This is a genomic window from Nocardia sp. NPDC051463 (assembly GCF_040681975.1).
In the GTDB taxonomy this organism is placed as follows: Bacteria; Actinomycetota; Actinomycetes; order Mycobacteriales; family Mycobacteriaceae; genus Nocardia.
On sequence record NZ_JBFBAB010000003.1, the window covers coordinates 68,653 to 86,520 of the forward strand.

The 17,868-nt window shown below is 66.5% G+C and carries 13 protein-coding genes; 11 read left to right on the forward strand and 2 right to left on the reverse strand.

Translation table 11 applies throughout. The annotated features are described in order from the left end of the window. Nucleotides 1-27: 27 nt before the first annotated feature. Together AB0M74_RS07640 and AB0M74_RS07645 are read left to right on the forward strand one after the other, a co-directional pair. The gene (locus AB0M74_RS07640) at nt 28-294 is read left to right on the forward strand and encodes an acyl carrier protein (protein WP_364902922.1); all 267 of its coding nucleotides are present in this window, start codon (nt 28-30) and stop codon (nt 292-294) included. Next, on the forward strand, nt 291-4,694 hold the full coding sequence (locus AB0M74_RS07645; RefSeq protein ID WP_364902925.1) for an aminotransferase class I/II-fold pyridoxal phosphate-dependent enzyme: 4,404 nt from the start codon (nt 291-293) through the stop codon (nt 4,692-4,694). The genes AB0M74_RS07640 and AB0M74_RS07645 overlap by 4 nt, the downstream gene beginning before the upstream one ends. Nucleotides 4,695-5,106: 412 nt before the next feature. Here the strand turns inward: AB0M74_RS07645 and AB0M74_RS07650 are convergent, their stop codons facing one another. After that, the gene (locus AB0M74_RS07650; RefSeq protein WP_364902928.1) at nt 5,107-5,328 is read right to left on the reverse strand and encodes a hypothetical protein; all 222 of its coding nucleotides are present in this window, start codon (nt 5,326-5,328) and stop codon (nt 5,107-5,109) included. A 216-nt stretch (nt 5,329-5,544) separates the two neighbouring features. Here AB0M74_RS07650 and AB0M74_RS07655 point away from each other — a divergent pair, with 216 nt between their 5' ends. The 9 genes from AB0M74_RS07655 to AB0M74_RS07695 all read left to right on the forward strand — a co-directional run bounded on the left by AB0M74_RS07655 (nt 5,545) and on the right by AB0M74_RS07695 (nt 16,376). Further along, entirely contained in the window at nt 5,545-6,852 is a 1,308-nt protein-coding gene (locus AB0M74_RS07655) for a cytochrome P450 (protein WP_364902931.1), read from the forward strand. Nucleotides 6,853-7,020: 168 nt separating this feature from the next. Next, nucleotides 7,021-8,163, forward strand: a complete 1,143-nt coding sequence (locus AB0M74_RS07660) for a polyprenyl synthetase family protein (RefSeq protein WP_364902934.1) — start codon at nt 7,021-7,023, stop codon at nt 8,161-8,163. A 15-nt stretch (nt 8,164-8,178) separates the two neighbouring features. Further along, nucleotides 8,179-8,805: a biliverdin-producing heme oxygenase gene (locus tag AB0M74_RS07665; protein WP_364903651.1), complete on the forward strand. Its 627-nt coding sequence runs from the start codon at nt 8,179-8,181 to the stop codon at nt 8,803-8,805. Nucleotides 8,806-8,816: 11 nt separating this feature from the next. Continuing rightward, nucleotides 8,817-10,022 (forward strand): helix-turn-helix domain-containing protein, encoded by a 1,206-nt coding sequence (locus tag AB0M74_RS07670; protein WP_364902937.1) that lies wholly within the window; start codon nt 8,817-8,819, stop codon nt 10,020-10,022. Nucleotides 10,023-10,199: 177 nt separating this feature from the next. Then, nucleotides 10,200-11,648: a dihydrolipoyl dehydrogenase gene (lpdA, locus tag AB0M74_RS07675; RefSeq protein WP_364902940.1), complete on the forward strand. Its 1,449-nt coding sequence runs from the start codon at nt 10,200-10,202 to the stop codon at nt 11,646-11,648. An 11-nt stretch (nt 11,649-11,659) separates the two neighbouring features. Continuing rightward, a complete protein-coding gene (gene pdhA, locus AB0M74_RS07680; protein ID WP_364902942.1) occupies nt 11,660-12,706 on the forward strand; it encodes a pyruvate dehydrogenase (acetyl-transferring) E1 component subunit alpha in 1,047 nt (348 codons plus the stop codon). Between the two features lie 41 nt (nt 12,707-12,747). Continuing rightward, nucleotides 12,748-13,731: an alpha-ketoacid dehydrogenase subunit beta gene (locus tag AB0M74_RS07685; protein ID WP_364903654.1), complete on the forward strand. Its 984-nt coding sequence runs from the start codon at nt 12,748-12,750 to the stop codon at nt 13,729-13,731. Between the two features lie 17 nt (nt 13,732-13,748). Then, nucleotides 13,749-15,035, forward strand: a complete 1,287-nt coding sequence (locus tag AB0M74_RS07690; RefSeq protein ID WP_364902945.1) for a dihydrolipoamide acetyltransferase family protein — start codon at nt 13,749-13,751, stop codon at nt 15,033-15,035. A gap of 84 nt (nt 15,036-15,119) precedes the next feature. Next, nucleotides 15,120-16,376 carry a cytochrome P450 gene (locus AB0M74_RS07695; RefSeq protein ID WP_364902948.1) on the forward strand — a complete coding sequence of 419 codons (1,257 nt, stop codon included), beginning with the start codon at nt 15,120-15,122 and terminating at the stop codon, nt 16,374-16,376. A gap of 197 nt (nt 16,377-16,573) precedes the next feature. Here AB0M74_RS07695 and AB0M74_RS07700 read toward each other — a convergent pair whose 3' ends face one another. Then, nucleotides 16,574-17,857, reverse strand: coding sequence for a cyclopropane-fatty-acyl-phospholipid synthase family protein (locus tag AB0M74_RS07700; RefSeq protein WP_364902951.1), 1,284 nt, complete (start codon nt 17,855-17,857; stop codon nt 16,574-16,576). Nucleotides 17,858-17,868 lie beyond the last annotated feature (11 nt).

Below are 17,868 nucleotides of genomic sequence, written 5' to 3' on the forward strand. Positions count from 1 at the left end.
CGACCTGCCCCGCCGAGGAGCCGAAATATGTTCAGCACAAACGTCACCCACCCGTCGACGATTCAGGGTTGGCTCGTGGAGCGCATTGCCGACTACACCGAACGCGAACCGCACCAGGTGGATCCGACAGTCCCGCTCGCTGAGCTCGGCATGGACTCCGTATCGGCCGTGACCCTGTGCGGCGAGATCGAGGACCGGTGGTCATTGGACATCGACCCGACCCTGGTCTTCGATTACCCCACCATCGCCGAAATCGCCGCCTACCTCGCTGCCGAGTTCACCGTCGCCGCATGAACGATATCGCCATCGTCGGTCTCGACTGCCGGTTCCCGCAAGCAGCCGATCCAGCTGCTTTCTGGCAGTTGCTGATCGATGGGCGTGAGGTGATTTCGGAGGTCCCGCCCAGTCGCTGGAACGCCGAGGCCTTCCACGACCCGGCCGGAGCGCCCGGCACGATCAACACCCGTAGTGGCGGATTCATCGACGACGCGGATGCGTTCGACCACGATTTCTTCAGCATCACACCGCGTGAGGCCGAGGCGATGGATCCGCAACAGCGGTTGCTGCTGCAGGCCACCTGGCGCGCATTCGAGGATGCCACACTCGATCCGCGCGCCCAGTCCGGTTCGCGAACAGGGGTTTTCGTGGGCGTCATGGCCAATGAATGGGCCAACCTGCAGATGAGCGACTACAGCGCGATCACCCCGCAGCACGGATCGGGCAACGGATACTTCATGACCGCCAACCGGCTGTCCTACCAGTTCGATTTGAAGGGTCCGAGCATCGCGGTCGACACGGCCTGCTCGTCCTCCCTGGTCGCGGTCCATCTCGCCTGCGCCGCTTTGGCTTCCGGCGAATGTGACCAGGCGGTCGCGGGTGGGGTGAACCTCGTGTTGACCCCGGCCGTCGGAGTGTTCTACACCCAGGCCGGTCTCTCCGCCCCGGATGCCCGGTGTAAACCGTTCAGCGGCAACGCCGACGGGATCGTGCGCGGTGAGGGTGTCGCAGTGCTGGTGCTGCGTCGCCTCTCGGACGCGCAGGCTGCGGGCCTGCCGATCTATGCGGTGATCAAAGGCAGTGCGGTCAACTCCGACGGGCGAAGCAACGGCATCACCGCCCCGAACCGGTGGGCGCAGCAGCAGGTGATCGGCGAGGCGTATGAGCGGGCCGGAGTCCGATCCGAGGACGTGGACTTCATCGAGGCGCACGGCACTGGAACGGTGCTCGGCGACATGATCGAGGTCAAGGCACTCGGCAAGCTGCATGCCAACGGCCGGCGGCGGCCCTGCGGGATCGGTTCCATCAAAGGCAATCTCGGCCACACCGAGGGTGCTGCCGGGGTTGCGGGCCTCATCAAGGTCGCGCTCAGCCTGCACCACGGTGTTGTTCCGCCGTCGCGGTTCGCCGACCAGGAGAACCCGCGGCTGCGGATGGCCGAGCACGGTCTGCGCCTGCTTGCCGAGCCGATGTCGCTGGACGGGTCTGCATACGGCGGCGTCAGCAGTTTCGGCATCGGCGGCACGAACGCGCACATGGTGCTGGCGACCGCGCCCACGATCGCGCCGCTGCCAGGTGGCGGCGTGCCCGGCCGGACCGCAGCGGCGGCTTCGGGGAGTGCGGTGCTGACGCTGTCGTCGGACAACGAGGAGGGCCTGCGGCGCAACGCCCTTCGGCTGGCCGAAACGTTGGGGTCGGTTCCGGATGACCGGTTCGCGCAGTTCTGCTGGACGAGCAACCAGGTCAAATCGTCCGGCCGCAGCCGGCTCGCGATCGTCGGGAACGACCGCGACCAGGCCATTGCCTGCCTGCGGTCGGGTGCGGAATCCGGTGTCGCGCACCCGATCGCGGCCGGCTGGATGTTCACCGGACAAGGATCGCAGTTCGCCGGAATGGCCGGGGCCCTGTATGCGGCGAGCCCCTCGTTCCGGCGTGCCCTGGCACTGGTCGACGACGCCATGGCCGCTCACCTCGGCCGCTCGGTGCGGGATCTGCTGCTCGATGAGCGTGCCGACATCGACCACACCGAACTCGCGCAGCCCGCGATCTTCGCGATGGAATACGCACTGGCCAAGTCGCTCGCCGATGCGGGCCTCCGGCCCGCGTGGGTGATCGGTCACAGCGTCGGCGAGTTCGCGGCCGCGGCAGTGGCGGGGGTGGTCGGCCTCGAGGACGCGTGCCGTCTCGTCGTCGCGCGCGGCCGACTGACGCAGCAGTTGCCGCCGGGCGGCATGATGCTCGCCGCGCGAACTGCCCCGGCGCACATCGCGGATGCGCTCGCCGCCGAACCGATGGTCGCGCTCGCCGCTGTCAACGGTCGCGAGGAGGTGGTGATTTCCGGCGCCGCGGACGCGATCACGCGCATCAGGGCAACACTGGACGCGCGTGCGGTGACCACGAAAACGCTTACGGTGTCCCACGCGTTCCACAGCCCGCTGATGGATCCGATGCTGGCCGAATTCGAAGCCATCGCGCGCGCGTGCACTTTCCGCGCACCCGGGCTCCCGGTCTACTCGACCGTGCGAGGCCGTCTGCTCGACGCGGACGAACCGATGGATGCCGCATACTGGACCGAACATGTCCGTGCCACTGTATTTTTCGGCGCGGCTGTCGAGGCCGCACTGGGCACCGAGCCCACCCATGTCATCGAGATCGGTCCGCGTTGTGTCCTGGTCCCGCTCGTCGGTCGACTCCGGCCCGACATGATTGCGCGCTGCCTGGCGCCGAGTCCGGGTCCCGGCGCGACCGGCAGCGAACTCGCGGAGGTGATCGCTGCGCTGTATCGCGATGGTGCGGACCCCGCCTGGGACGAACTCTACGAACCGGCACAGCGCATCCGCCGTCGCCTGCCGGTGTACGAATTCTCGACCGAGCACCGGTTCTGGGTCGAGCCGCCCGCCTTCAGCGCGACGGCCGCGGACGCGCTGGGGTCGTCGACCTACGCAACCGCGAATCATGCCGAACTGCACACTCTCCCAGCATCGTTCGCACAACGCGAGGACACTACGATGGACCAACTGATCGCACTCTTCCGTGAGCAGAACGCCGTATTGGCACGCATGGTCACGGCACCCGCCGAAGCGCGCGCGCCGCAGGCTGTCGCCGAACGGTCCAGTTCCGCGTCTGCCGCCCGTGCCCCGGACGCCGTCGCGGGAATCGTGCGTGCAGAACTTGCCAGGGTCAGCGGATTCCCTGTCGACCGGCTCCGTGAAACCCAAACCCTCAGTGACGGACTCGGATTCGACTCCCTCATGCTGACCGACCTGTTCGCCGGGCTCGTCCGCAAACTTCCTGGACTCACCATCGACCCGACCTGGTTCACGGCGGCGACGACCATGGGTGACGTCGTTAGCTACGCCACGGATCAGTTCGCTGGTCGGTCTTCCCCTGACGGCGCAGCGCCTGCTGTCCATGCCGCCGTATCCGCGCCGACCATCGCCACCGCCGGTCCCGGTATCGCACCCGAACCTCGATCCACCGCTGTGCAGCCGGAATGCCTGATCGCCGAGTTCGCCGAGGTGAAGGCCATCGCCGATCGGCTTTCCGGCGCCGAGGCGCTCGGCCTGTCCAATCCGTACTTCCTGATCAACGATGGCGTCACCAGGGACACCTCGATCATCGGCGGCGCGCAGGTGGTCAACTTCTCCAGCTACAACTATCTGGGCATGTCCGGCCATCCTGCGGTCGTCGAGGCCGTTCAGGACGCGGTCGCCCGCTACGGCAGTTCGGTCTCGGCCAGCCGGGTGCTCTCCGGTGAGAAGCCGGTGCACCGCGAGCTGGAGGCCGAACTCGCCACGCTGCTCGGCACCGAGGATGCGATCGCACTCGTCGGCGGTCACTCCACGAACGTCACGATTATCGGCCATATCGTCGGGCCGGAAGATCTCGTGATCCACGACAGCCTCGCGCACGACAGCATCATGCAGGGCTGCAAACTCTCGGGCGCGACCCGGCGGCCGTTCCCGCACAACGACCACGCGGCACTCGATGCGCTGCTGAATGACATCCGTCACCAGTATCGTCGCGTCCTTATCCTCATCGAGGGTATCTACAGCCAGGACGGCGACATCCCCGATCTGCCCGCGATCATCGAGATCAAGAAAAAGCACAAGGCGTTGTTGATGATCGATGAGGCGCACAGCATCGGTGTGCTCGGCGCGCACGGTGGCGGGATCGGCGAATACTTCGATGTCGATCGGCGTGACGTCGAATTGTGGTCCGGCACCATGTCGAAGGCACTCGCCGGATGTGGTGGCTACGTGGCAGGCACCGCGGAGCTGATCCGCTTCCTGAAGTACACGACACCCGGATTCGTCTACAGCGTCGGTATGACACCGATGAACGCGGCCGCCTCGCTGGCGGCGATGCGACAGCTGCGGGCCGACCGCGAGCCACTCGAACGCCTGCGGCATAACTCACGACTTTTCCTGCGGCTGGCCCGTGACGCGGGCATCAACACCGGTGACAGCAACGACACCCCGGTCATACCGTGCATCGTCGGTGACTCGCTCAGGACGCTGAAACTGTCCAATGCTTTGCTGGCCCGTGGCATCAACGTCAACCCGATCATCTATCCCGCCGTCCCGGAAGACCTTGCACGACTGCGGTTCTTCGTCACCGCCTGCCATACCGAGGACCAGATTCGCGACACGGTCAAGATCCTCACCGAGGAACTCGGGTTGCTCGTGCAGCAATAACCGATATCCGCTCCCGCGCCCAGGGCATACTTCTCAGCGCGGGTGAGGACCGTGCCGTCGGCCGTGAAAAGATCTGTGCGAGTGCGCCATCCGCGCAACGGTGCCGGGTAGGCAATTGTCGGATCGAAGGAAGCGGGAATCTGTGTTTGACGGGGGACTCTTCGTAGTCGTTCTCGTTGTGTTGCTGGTCGCTGTGCTGCTGGTCGTGGTGGCCACGGCAATGAACTGGGATCCGAAAAGTCGTCGAGAACAGGATGATTGGGATGATGATCCTGACGAACGTCGCCGTCCGCGCGGGCGAGTCGCCCAGCGTCAGGGCGGTCAGTGGCCGCAGCGCGACAATCGATACTGATCACATGGTGCAGCGGTAACACCGAGCCGGTCGGGTAGCCCGGCTCGGTGGCCCTGCGGTTCAGTCGACCGGATTGCCGACCTCCGGGAATCTGGCTCGGAGTTGGTCCAAGCAGCGGCGAACCTCATCCAACTCTCTACCGAACAGCTGTGCCTGCGCGGTCGATCGGAGAACTCCGCGTCGAGTCGTCAACCTTTCGATGGTGCTGGTCAGGTTTGTGGCCTCCTGGGTGAGCAGGTCATAGAACACGCGCGCCTGTTCTATGTCGGACTCGTCGAGCATCGGCTATCCGTATCAATTGACCTGCACCGCAAGGTGTTCGGTAGTTCGACTGCTGTACACCTGGTCGTTTCCCATGGTTCATGATTGCCTCGGGCTCGGCCGTAGTCAATGGCACGCCATGCGATGTCGATGCTGGTCGAAGGGGTAGGTCGCGTCGCTGTCCGAACCGAGTTCTCGACACTGGGTAGTAGCCCGCGCCCGTCTACTGTCGGTCCGGTGACCACCGAGACCACGTCCGCGCCGGGGCGATTGCGGCTGTTCGGCAGTACCGTCCGCTTGGTGACCGATCCACTGCGAGCGCTGGCCGAACTGCCCGCCTACGGCGACATCGTCCCGATCGGGTTGGGGCGGTGGCAGGTGTTCGTTGTCTGCGATCCCGAGTTGACCAGACAGGTCCTTGTCGACGACCGGATGTATGACAAAGGCGGCGTGCTCGCCGAGCGGGCCAGGGAGATCGCGGGCAACGGCCTGGTCACGTGCAGTCACGCCGACCACCGCAGGCAGCGGCGGCTGGTGCAGCCGGCCTTCGGGCGGGACCTGCTGCCCGGCTACGCGGAGGTGATGGCCGAACAGGTCGCGGCGGTGACCGAGCCCTGGAAAGACGGTGGGATTGTCGATGCGCTCGCGGCCATGTACGCGATCACCACGCGGATCAGCTGCGCGACGATGTTTGCCACCGAAATGCCTGCCGACCGCCTCGCCCAGGTGACCAGCGATCTGGACACCTTCATGTCTGGGGTGTATCGGCGTGTTCTCCTCCCGCCACTGCTGGACCGGATTCCTACGCCGGGCAAACGCCGCTATGACGAGGCCGTGACGCGCCTGCGCGGCCTCGGCGAGGAGATCGTCGACGAGGGGCGGGTCGCCGACCGCGGCGCCATCCTGTCGGTTCTCATGGCAGCGCGCGACGAGCACGGTGTCGGGCTGTCGGCGGCGGAGCTGGCCGACCAGGTCGTGACGTTCTTCGCGGCTTCGGTCGACACCACCGCGGTTGCCCTGGCTTGGGCATTGCACCTGTTGACCGATTATCCGGACGTCGCGGACCGCGTGCATCAGGAGGCCGATGCGGTGCTGTCGGGCCGCACTGCCACGCTGGCCGATCTGCCCGCACTCGAGTTCACCGGCCGGGTCGTTATGGAGACGCTGCGCCTATACCCGCCGCTGTGGTTTCTCACGCGTGTCACGACGGCCGCCACCGAGCTGGCCGGGCACCGCATCCCGGCGGGCGCCACAGTCGTCTGCAGCCCCTATCTCATCCATCACCGCGGCGACTTGCACTCCGAGCCAGGGCGTTTCGACCCCGACCGACACGACGGGCGGCCCGCCCGCGGCGCGCTCGTCCCGTTCGGCGTCGGTGCCCGCAAATGCATCGGTGAGAGCTTCGCCTTGGCCGAAACAATTCTTGCCCTGGCCACTCTCGCCGCGCGCTGGCGCTTCGAAGCGGTCGCCGACACGCGAACCGTAGCCGCACCCAGGTTTGTGCTCGCTCCGCGAACGCTGCGTTTACGCACTATGGCGCGCTGACCGAGCCGCATTGCTGATCGGGCCAAGCGGACAAAACCCTCCCCGCAATTGGGAAACCGTCCAGTTTGCGTCGTCCATAAACTCCTCCATGGTGCACGGCCTCCACAGCTGGACTGAGGCCGGAGCCGGACCGCCTCCGGGCCGGTCCGGACGATAAGGAGGTCAAAGATGACAGCCGTCGGCAATGGCGCGCAGGTAGGCGACTTCGTGCGCGGCGACTCGGAACTGCTGGAGACCGATCTGCGGGTATTTCTCGCTGAATTGACGGTCTCGGCATCGAAGGTGGCAGGCGCTGCCTACGGGCCGCGGGAACTGGATACCGCGCTGCGGCAGGCATTTCACGACCCGATCACCGACGCACTGGGGTCGAAGGTGGGGCAGGAGGCCCTGCGCCCGGCAGGCGGCGCCGGCTTTCGGCCATCGATCGTGTACTGGGTCTTCCGCAACTACCGGGGTTTCGCGGGTTCCGGCGAGGCGGCCGCTGATCTGGCGGTCATCCGCCGAGTAGCGGTGGCGGTTCGAATTCTCTTGAAGGCCGCAGTCGTCCTCGACGATATCGAGGACGGCAGTGCGGTGCGCTACGGCGAGCCCGCGTTGCATACCACCCATGGGGTGCCGCTCGCCCTCAACACCGGAGCCTGGATGGTGCTGGCGGCGCTGCGACACGCGCAAACCCCTGCCGTCGTCGGCTACCTCGTGCAGGCCGTCGAGAACGGCTTCATCGGTCAGTCGATAGACATGTCCACCCGGCTGGCCGAGGTCCGACGCGAGATCGTCGCGGCACACGTGAGCGATCGGGTGAAGTTCTGGGAGTCGGTCGCGACGTTGAAGACCTCGACCCTGTTCCGGATGCCGCTCAACGCGGCCGCGACCGCGCTACAGGTGCCGGAGGAGGAACTGGCCGTGCTCGACGACGCCATGCGGGAGTTGGGCCTGGCAAGCCAGATCTTCAACGACCTCACCGATTTCGTGCCCGAGTTCGGCGGCGCCAACACCCACGAGGACTTCGATGGGCTGACCAACCGGGTGTGCCTCGAATTGCTCGGTGCCGAACCCTCACTCTCCGAGCTCGGCGCCGACATGGTCGGCGAGCGACTGAAGACCTTCACCCTCGGACACCCCGGGTTCGGTGCGACGCTGGTCGAGCTCGCGGCACAGGCGGTCGAGCTCAAGGAACAGGCCAAGAGTCGGATCCATCAACTGTGCCGATCGACCGACAGCGCAGCGTATTTCGACATGACGATCGATCGCAAGGGTCACGTGATGGAGCGGTTGCACGACGTCGTTCGAGCCCAGTACTCGAACGAGTAGCGCGACGTGGCAACCATGATCATGCAACGGCTACGTGCCGAAACCCGGGCCTGGCACGACGCGCTGGAGGCGACGCCGTTCAACCTCGAACTCCTGAGCAGGACGCTGCCACTGGGCCGATATGTCGGCCAGCTGCGGGCCTATCGAATCATCCTCGGCGCCCTGGAGGCCGGACTGGCCGGCTCCGCCGACGCGACAGTGACCGCGGTGTGGCGCTCCGATCTTGTCAAAGTGCCACTGCTGGAGCAGGATTTGGGGTACTTCGAGGCGGTGATCGATGATGTCGCGGCCGTTACCGAGGCAGCACAGTTCGCGGCACTGATCTCCGATCGGATCACCGCGGCTCCCGCTGCCGCGCTCGGGTTCCTGTATGTGATGGAAGGGTCCACGATGGGCGGCTTGGAGCTGACCGCACATGTCCGGGCCACGTTCGGATTGGCGGACGGTCGCGGCCTCGCCTATTACAGCAGCGGCGACCGGCAACGCTGGGCGGCTTTCGCCGCACGGATGAACGACGCCGTCATCGATGCACCCGTGCAGCAGGCGATACTGGGTGCGGCGGACGAGGGCTACCGGGCGATAGCTGACACGCTGGCCGCGCTGTCGCGGCCGGATCGCGAAGAAACGACGCCCGGTGAGTAGCGTCGATCGACATGGGAGCGCCTCGATCCGCATTATCCACGGTGGGCACGCGGAAGCTCGCCGCGGAATGCCTCGCCGACATTCCGGTGCTCACCCGTCGCCTGCTGGCGGCGATCTTCACCGACAACCCGGAATGGACCGACTACACCTCGGTGCCGCGCGCGGATCTGCGTGACGGTTGCCGTCGCTACCTGACGCGCATCCTGGAACTGCTCAGCGGCGCAGCGACCGATCCCGAACGCGACGATGTCGCCGCCTCGATCGGTAGGCATCGCGCCGAACAGGGAGTACCGCTGGAAGCGATGCTGCGCACCTTCCGGCTCGGCGGACGAATCGTGTGGGAAGCGTTGCTGGACAACGCCGAAAGCGCAGGCTCGCAGCCGCACGAGATCCGCGAAGCCGGTACCGCCATGTGGACGGTGATCGATGGGTTGTCCTCGGCGTTGTCCACGTCGTATCGGAACACCGAACTCGAGCAGGTGCGCAGAGATGAGCGACGCAGGCATGCGCTGATCGAGGATCTGCTGGCCGGGCGCGCCCAGGATGCCACGTTCGCCGCGCGGGCGGCCCGTGAGCTCGAGCTGCCGGTGAACGGCGCGTATCTGGTGGTGGCAGCGGATGTACGCGCAGACGGCAGGCCCGCCTTGGTCGGGCCCGAGACCGTCCTGGCGGCACTGGGTATCCGGTCGGTGTGGCACACCCGCGTCGACAGCATGATCGGGCTGGTGTCGCTGGAACAGCGGGACGTCGCCGCCGTGCTCGACCCGTTGCGTCCCCTGGTCCGCGGCCGGGCCGCATCGTCGCCTGCGGTACCCGGGCTTGCCCAGGTGGACAGGGGCCACGCGCTGGCCCGAATTGCCATGGACACGCTGCCCGAGAGCGCGGTCGAGCTGGTGTCGCTCGAGAAGCGCTATCCCGAGGCCCTGCTGGTGAACTCCCCGGACCTGACCCGACTGCTGGTCGCCCGCACGCTCGGCCCGGTCTTGGAGCTGCCGCCGCGAGAACGTGACGTGCTGCTGCAGACCCTCGCGGCCTGGCTGGCCGAAAACTGTTCGGCAGCCAATGCATCGATCCGCCTGCACTGCCACCGCAACACCGTGCTCAACCGCCTGCAGCGCGTCTCCGGCCTGATCGGCCGCCCGGTGGACGGACAGCGCGCCTATCTCGAACTTTCGCTCGCACTATCGGCGCTCGAGCTGATGGGCCGCACCGACTGACCCCGCCTGCGCACCGATCCGGGAGCAGGCGGATTGGGCGCTGCGCCCATTTTCACGGCCTGATTGCTGGGCTTCGAAGGCATTGTATGTGCATTCCGGTCCGGCAAGACTCGATCGAAACGACCTATGCCACCACCTCGGCGTAGTCGATTCATTCGAGATTGAGGAGCACCACGAGTGCCGGAGTTCGACCTGCTGGTGATCGGAGGCGGGCCTGGCGGCTATGTCGCCGCCATCCGTGCGGCCCAGCGTGGCCTGTCGGTGGGCCTGGTGGAGAAGGAACGACCAGGGGGGGTGTGCCTGAACTGGGGCTGCATTCCGACGAAGGCAATGCTGCGGTCGGCCGAGGTGTTCCAAACAGTCAAGGCCGCAGCGGATTACGGCGTGTACGCCGACAATGCGCGGTTCGATTTCCCCGCGGTCCGGCAGCGCAAGGACGGCATCGTCAAGGAGCTTACCGACGGTGTCGCCGGGCTGCTCGCGGCCAACGGTGTCACCGTCATCGAGGGACACGCTCGTTTCACCGGACCGACCACCGTCGACGTGCACGAGGTCGGTCCGTCCCCGATCGGTCCCGATGGCCCGCGCTACGCGGCCGCGCCCGCCGCGGCGATCCGGCAGCTCACCGCACGCGACATCATCGTCGCCACCGGGTCCGTGCCCGCGCGCCTGCCCGTGCCAGGATCCGACCTGCCCGGGGTGATCACCTCCGACGGTGCGTTCGGACTGACAGCCGTTCCGGACCGGCTGGTGATCGTCGGCGGCAGCGCCGTAGGCGCCGAATGGGCAAGCCTGTTCGCCACTTTCGGCAGCGACGTCACCATCGTGGAGATGCAGGACCGCCTGGTTCCCGCCGAAGACAGCGACATCGGCGCCGCCCTCGGCCGTTCCTTCACCAAGCATGGCATCGCGGTGCTGACCGGAACAACGGTCGCCTCGATCGAGCAGGGCGAGGCGCTGCGGGTCACGGTGACAGGGAAGCATGCACGTGAACTCGACGCCGATGTGGTGCTCGTCGGCGTGGGACGTCGGCCCAACATTGCCGACCTCGGACTCGAGCGCGCCGGAATCGCCACCGACGAAAGGGGATTCATTCCCGTCGACGATCGGTTGCGCACCGGCGTCGAGCATGTCTACGCGATCGGCGACGTCACCGGCCGGGCACTGCTCGCGCACGTCGCCTCGCACCAGGGCCTCACCGCGGCCGATGTCATTGCCGGACACGACAGTCACATCGACTACACCGCCATCCCCGCTGCGACGTTCACCCATCCCGAGATCGCCAGTGTCGGCCTGACGGAGGCCGCGGCGCGCGCGGCCGGACGCGAAATCGTCACCGCGCGGTTCCCGTTCGCGGCGCTGGGTCGGGCGAAGACCTTCGGCGACACCGAAGGCTTCGTCAAAATCATTGCGGGGAAGCAGTATCAGGAAGTTCTCGGCGTCCACATCATCGGACCTTCGGCAAGCGATCTGATCACCGAGGGCGCCCTCGCAATCAGTCTCGAGGCGACGCTCGACGAACTCGCCGACACCATCCATGCCCACCCCACCCTCGGCGAGATCGGGATGGAGGCCGCGCTGACCGCGCTCGGCCTGCCCGTACACATCGCGCCGCGGAAGCGCTGAGGAGGATCACCGTGACCGAAACAATGGACCGCGCTCCCCACGCCTTCGCCGTCGAGGAGCCCGACACCCTGCGCGGTTACCTGCGCGACATGATGTTCATCCGGCGCTTCGAAGAACGCGCGGCGCAGGGATACTCCCAGGCCAAGATCGGCGGCTACTGCCATCTCAATCTCGGTGAGGAAGCTACCGTCGTCGGCCTCGGCGCGGCAATGCGGCCCACCGACTACCTGTTCACCAACTATCGCGAACACGGTTACGCCCTCGCGAAAGGCATCGAGCCCGGGCGGGTGATGGCCGAACTGTACGGTCGCACCACCGGCACCTCCAAGGGCTGGGGCGGTTCGATGCACATGTTCGACACCGCTACCCGCCTGCTCGGCGGCTACGGCATCGTCGGTGGTCAGCTTCCGCTCGCCGTCGGCGCCGCGCTTGCCATCGACTACCGCGGCGAGGACGACGTGGTGGTGTGCCAAATGGGTGAGGGCACAACAAATATCGGTGCGTTCCACGAATCCCTCAATATCGCGGCGCTGTGGAATCTGCCGGTCGTGTTCGTAGTGATCAACAACCAGCTAGGGATGGGCACCACGGTCGAGAAGTCCTCGGCCGAACCCGATCTTTACAAGCGGGCCGCCGCCTACCGGATGCGCGGGGAACAGGTCGACGGCACCGATGTGCTCGCCGTCCGCGACATGGCCAGGGAACTGCTGGAAACCGCTCGGCGCGAGGGTAAACCGGCGCTACTGGAGACGGTGAGCTACCGGCTCAAGGGGCACTCGGTGGTCGATCCGGCGAAGTATCGCAGTGGCGAGGATACCGCGGCCGCCCGCGAGTCCGACCCGGTGGTGCGGTTGCGCGGGGAACTGATCGGCGCGGGCGTGCTGGACGAATCCGATGTCACGGCCATCGAGTCGGCCGTCGAGGCCGAGGTGGACGCGGCGGTGGCCTTCGCCGACGCGAGCCCGCACCCGGACCCGTCGACCCTGTTCGACTACACCTACGCCACCCCGGTGGCGGGGGGAGCGTCACGCAGGCTGCCGGCCGATCCGCTCTTCTGACCGCACGCTCTTCTGAATCGCAAAGGACAACCGTGCCTGTCATCACCTATCGCGAAGCGCTGCGCGAAACCCTGCGCCAGGAAATGCAACGCGACGAGGATGTCTTCCTGATCGGGGAGGAGATCGGAGTCTTCGAAGGCTCCTACAAGATCACCGCGGGCTTGCTCGCCGAGTTCGGCGAGAAGCGGGTGCGCGACACTCCGATCGCCGAGGAGGGTTTCGTCGGCGCCGCGGTCGGCGCCGCGATGCTGGGGCTGCGCCCGGTCGTGGAGATCATGACGATCAATTTCTCGCTGCTGGCGCTGGACCAGATCGTCAATCATGCCGCCAAGATCTACGGCATGTTCGGCGGGCAGACCAGCGTGCCGATGGTTATCCGCACCCCTGGCGGCGGCGGTCAGCAACTGGGCGCGACACATTCGCAGAACATCGAGCTCTACTACGCCTTCGTGCCCGGCCTCAAAGTGGTCGCCCCCAGCACCCCGGCCGACGCCCGCGCTCTGCTACGGGCCGCGATCGAGGATGACGACCCAGTGCTCTTCCTGGAAAACCTCGCGCTCTACAACACTAAAGGTGAAGTGCCGGATGATCTTCCGCCTGCCGAGATCGGCAAGGCGGCGGTCACTCGCGAGGGCGCCGACATCACGCTCATCGGCTACTCGCGGATGGCGACAATCGCCACCCAGGTTGCCGAGCGGTTGGCCGAATCCGGTATCCGCGCCGAGGTCGTCGATCTGCGCAGTCTGCGTCCACTCGATCGCGAGACCATCGTGGCCTCGGTGCGCAAGACCGGCTGTGCTGTGGTGGCGGAAGACGATTGGCTGACCTACGGCATCGGCGCCGAGGTCGCGGCGACCATCTCCGACGGCGCCTTCGACTACCTCGACGCACCGGTCCGGCGGGTTGCCGCGGCGGAAGTGCCACTGCCGTATGCCAAATCGCTCGAGCAGGCCGCGCTGCCGTCGGCCGAATCCCTGCACACGGCCGCGTTGGAAACGCTCGCCGCCGTCGGCCGCCGCCGCTGAGAACCGAGGACGACAACATGCCAGAAATCACCATGCCCCGGCTCTCCGACACGATGGAGGAGGGCGTCGTCGTCGCCTGGCTCAAGCAGGTCGGCGACAAGGTCACCCGCGGTGAGGTCCTTGCCGAGATCGAGACCGACAAGGCCCTCATGGAGCTGGAGGCCTACGACGACGGGGTGCTCGAACAGATCCTGGCCGAGCCGGGGACCCGTGTCTCCATCGGCAACCCGATCGCGCTGATCGGGGACGGTACCGGTTCGGCCGCGAAATCCGTTCCGCCGGTGTCTGCTCCGCCGGTGTCGACCGAATCGGCAACCGACGGCGCTGCTGCGGCAGCCACGACAGTCGAATTCGTTCGAACACAGGAGACTTCGACCGCCGCCGCTCAGGGTGGCCGCCCGAAGTCCTCGCCACTCGCTCGTAAGGTGGCACGCGAATTGGGCGTCGATCTGGCCACCGTGACAGGGACGGGCCCTGCCGGTCGGATCACTCGACAGGATGTGGAATCGGCCGCGCAGCGTGTCGCTGTGCACGCAGGCGCCGAAGCGACGGCGGCAGCGGGACCGAATGCCGCTGAATCATCTCCTGCCCAAGGGATTCCGGTCGGATACGACGATTTCGAGGAAGTGCCGCTCACCACGGTCCAGCAGGTGTCGGCCAAACGCCTCACCGAGAGCATGCAGCAGGCACCGCACATCTACCTGACGAGCGCCATCGATGTCACCGACCTGCTGGCCTTCCGCGCCGACATCAACGAGACACTGCGCATCGCCGGTGCCGGAAAGGTCAGCGTCAACGACCTGATCGTCAAGGCAGTCGCTGCGACGCTGCGCGCCGACTCGTCGGTGAACGTCTCTTATGCCGGAGACAAGCTGTTGCGGCACAACGGCGTTCATATCGGGGTGGCAGTCGCGATTCCGGCCGGGCTCGTCGTGCCGGTCATCCGGGATGCCGACCGTAAGAGCATCTCCGAGATCGCCGCCGAGAGCCGGGACAAGGCCGAACGGGCCCGCGCTCGCAAGCTGCGCGCGGACGAAATGAGCGGCGGCACTTTCACCATCTCCAACCTCGGGATGTTCGGTATCGAACAATTCACCGCCGTGATCAACCCACCTCAGGCGGCCATTCTCGCCGTCGGCGCCGCCGCGGACGAGGTGCAACTGGTCGACGGTCAGGTTGTCGGTCGCAAGATTCTGCGAGTAACGTTGTCCGCCGACCATCGCGCGGTCGACGGCGCCACCGCCGCCACCTTCCTCCAGCAACTGAAGGGTCTACTCGAACATCCGCTCCGCATCGTTACCTGATCGGGGAATGATTCCGGGTGCGTACCCGCCGGTAGCTGCCTAGGCTCACTGAGCTTTGTTGACCAACCGCCTGGAGTTCCTCCGATGACAATGCCCCCGTCCTCAACGTCCGACCACTCCGGTCGCGTGCAGCTGGGTTCGCCGATCGATACCGATGGCCCACGGGCGTCGCTGTATTCGCCGGAGTTCGCGGCGGACCCGCATGGCGCCTATCGCGAGATGCGGAAGAGATATGGGTCTTTGGTGCCGGTGGATTTGGCGCCGGGTGTGCCCGCCACGTTGGTGGTCGGGTACTACACGGCGCTTCGGATTTTCAACGACCAAGACCATTTTCCGGCCGACCCGCGCGTCTGGCAGCAGAACATTCCGACCGACTGCCCGGTGTTGCCGATGATGCAGTGGCGGCCGAACGCCTTGCGTAATGCCGGCAATGAACACGTCCGCTATCGGCAGACCAATACCGCCGGTTTGGATAAGGTCGATCCATATTGGTTGCACGACACCGTCGCCCAGATCGCGACCCCGCTGATCAATTCGTTCTGTACGGCGGGGTCCGCGGATCTGGTTCGCGGGTATGCGTTTCCGCTCGCCTTCGCGGTGCTCAACGCCATGCTCGGCTGTCCGGCCGAGATCGCGGAGAAAGCCGCGACCGGTATGGCAGCAGTCTTCGAAGGTGTCGATGCCGATCGTGGCAACAAGATGCTCGTCGGTGCGCTGCTGGAGCTGACGCAGCTCAAGCGCGCCGAACCTGGCAACGATGTCACCACACGGATGGTGCAGCATCCTTCGGGCCTGAGCGATACGGAGATGGTGCACCAGTTGGCCACGCTCTACGGCGCGGGCATCGAACCGCAGCAGAACCTGATCGTCAACACCATGTTGCTGATCCTGACCGACGAGCGATTCGGCGGCGAGGTGCTCGGCGGTAGTCTCTCGACCAGGGACGCCCTCGATGAAGTGTTGTTCACCGATCCACCGATGGCGAACTTCTGCATCAGCTTTCCGCGACAGCCGATCCTGATCGACGGCGTCTGGCTGCCCGCCCATCAACCGGTCGTCATCAGCATGGCCGCCTGCAACAGCGATCCCGAGATCAGCGTCCACCAGCACTCCGGCAACCGGTCTCACCTATCCTGGGGCGCGGGCCCGCACGTGTGTCCCGCCAGCTCGATGGCCTACATGATCGCCCAGGATGCCATCGACCAACTCCTCGATGCGCTACCCGAGATCCGATTGGCCGGATCACCTTCGGACTTGACCTGGCGGCCTGGTCCATTCCACCGGGCATTGACCGCGCTGCCGGTCGTCTTCCCGGCGGCGCCGCCGTTACCGGTGGTGTAGTCGTGCAACCGTGACAGGCGATGGCTCGGTCCGCCGAGCTTCGTCGACGATCTCACTTCGCCGCGGGTACCGCGCACGTAATACACACCGAAGCAACGGCATTCGTTCAGGTTGCCCTCGGCGGTGATTACCTCCGGATGTCCGCGGCGGCAACCGGCTGCGCCCCCTGTTGGTCGATCGCCCGGCGGAATCAGGGTTCAGCCCCAGGCGCGGCGGGTCGCGGGCATGCCCGCCCGTCCTTGCGCATCGGGCACTACTGCGAGCACCTGATGGAGTCCGAGGCCGCCGTCCTCGAAGCCGAGTGCCGAGGCTGCCATGTACAGCCGCCACACCCGTGCGCGGCCCGCGCCGACCAGTGAAACCGCCTGATCCCAAGCCTCTTCCAGATTGGCTACCCAGGTGCGCAGGGTCAACGCGTAATGCTCGCGCAGCGACTCCACGTCGCGCACTTCGAAGCCGGCGCGCTCCATGGCGAGCAGGACCTCGCCGACGTCCACGAGTTCGCCATCCGGGAAGACGTAGCGTCCGATGAAGGAGCGGCTGCGCATGGTGGACCCGCCCGGGGAAGAGATCGCGTGGTTGAGCAGACGTCCTTCCGGGCGAAGCAAGGTGCGCAGGGTGTCGAAGTACTCTGCGGCGCGCTCGGTGCCGACGTGCTCGAACATGCCGATCGAGGAGATGGCGTCGAATGTCTCGCCGCGCAGCTCGCGATAGTCGGCGAGCCTGATCTCGACGCTCGCGGACAGCCCGGCCTCCGAGACGCGCTCGCGCGCGAGCGCGGCCTGCGCCTTGCTGATCGTGACACCGACCACCCGCGCGCCGTACGTCGACGCCGCGTGCATCGCCATAGCGCCCCAGCCGCAGCCGACGTCGAGCAGTCGCATCCCCCGTTGCTCGGCCAGACCGAGTTTGCGGCAGATCAGGTCGTGCTTGGCGCGCTGGGCGTCTTCGAGCGACAGCGTGGCGTGCGCGCCGCCGCGACCGTCGTCGTCCGCCGTGGCGAACCGTGCGCAGGAGTAGGTCATGCTCGGCCCGAGTACCAGCCGGTAGAAGTCGTTGCCGACGTCGTAGTGATGGCTGATCGCCGCCGCGTCGCGGCGTTCGGTGTGTAGTCGTCCGCGCCGGGGCCGCGCCTCCTCGGGAGGTGGTTGCGGCGGACGGCCGAGCGCGCCGAGTCGCCGCGCGGCGCCGATGGCCTGCCATGCGGCGCCGAGACCGAGGCGAGCGTCGCGGGGCGCTGTCGACTGCAGTGATCGAAGGATCTGGAAAAGGTCGCCGTCGAGATCGACAGTGCCGGAGATGAAAGCGCGGCCGAGGCCGAGTTCGCCCGGCGCCCACACCAGGTGACTGAGCGCGTCTTTGGATCGCACGCGCATCGTGCCCGGATACTCGCCCTCGGGCCGGATTACGCTTCCGTCCCAGAACTCGAACCCGATCGCCGGTCGGGGCCCTAGAGCGGCGCGCAGCAAAGGTCGAAACATGTCGGCGACAG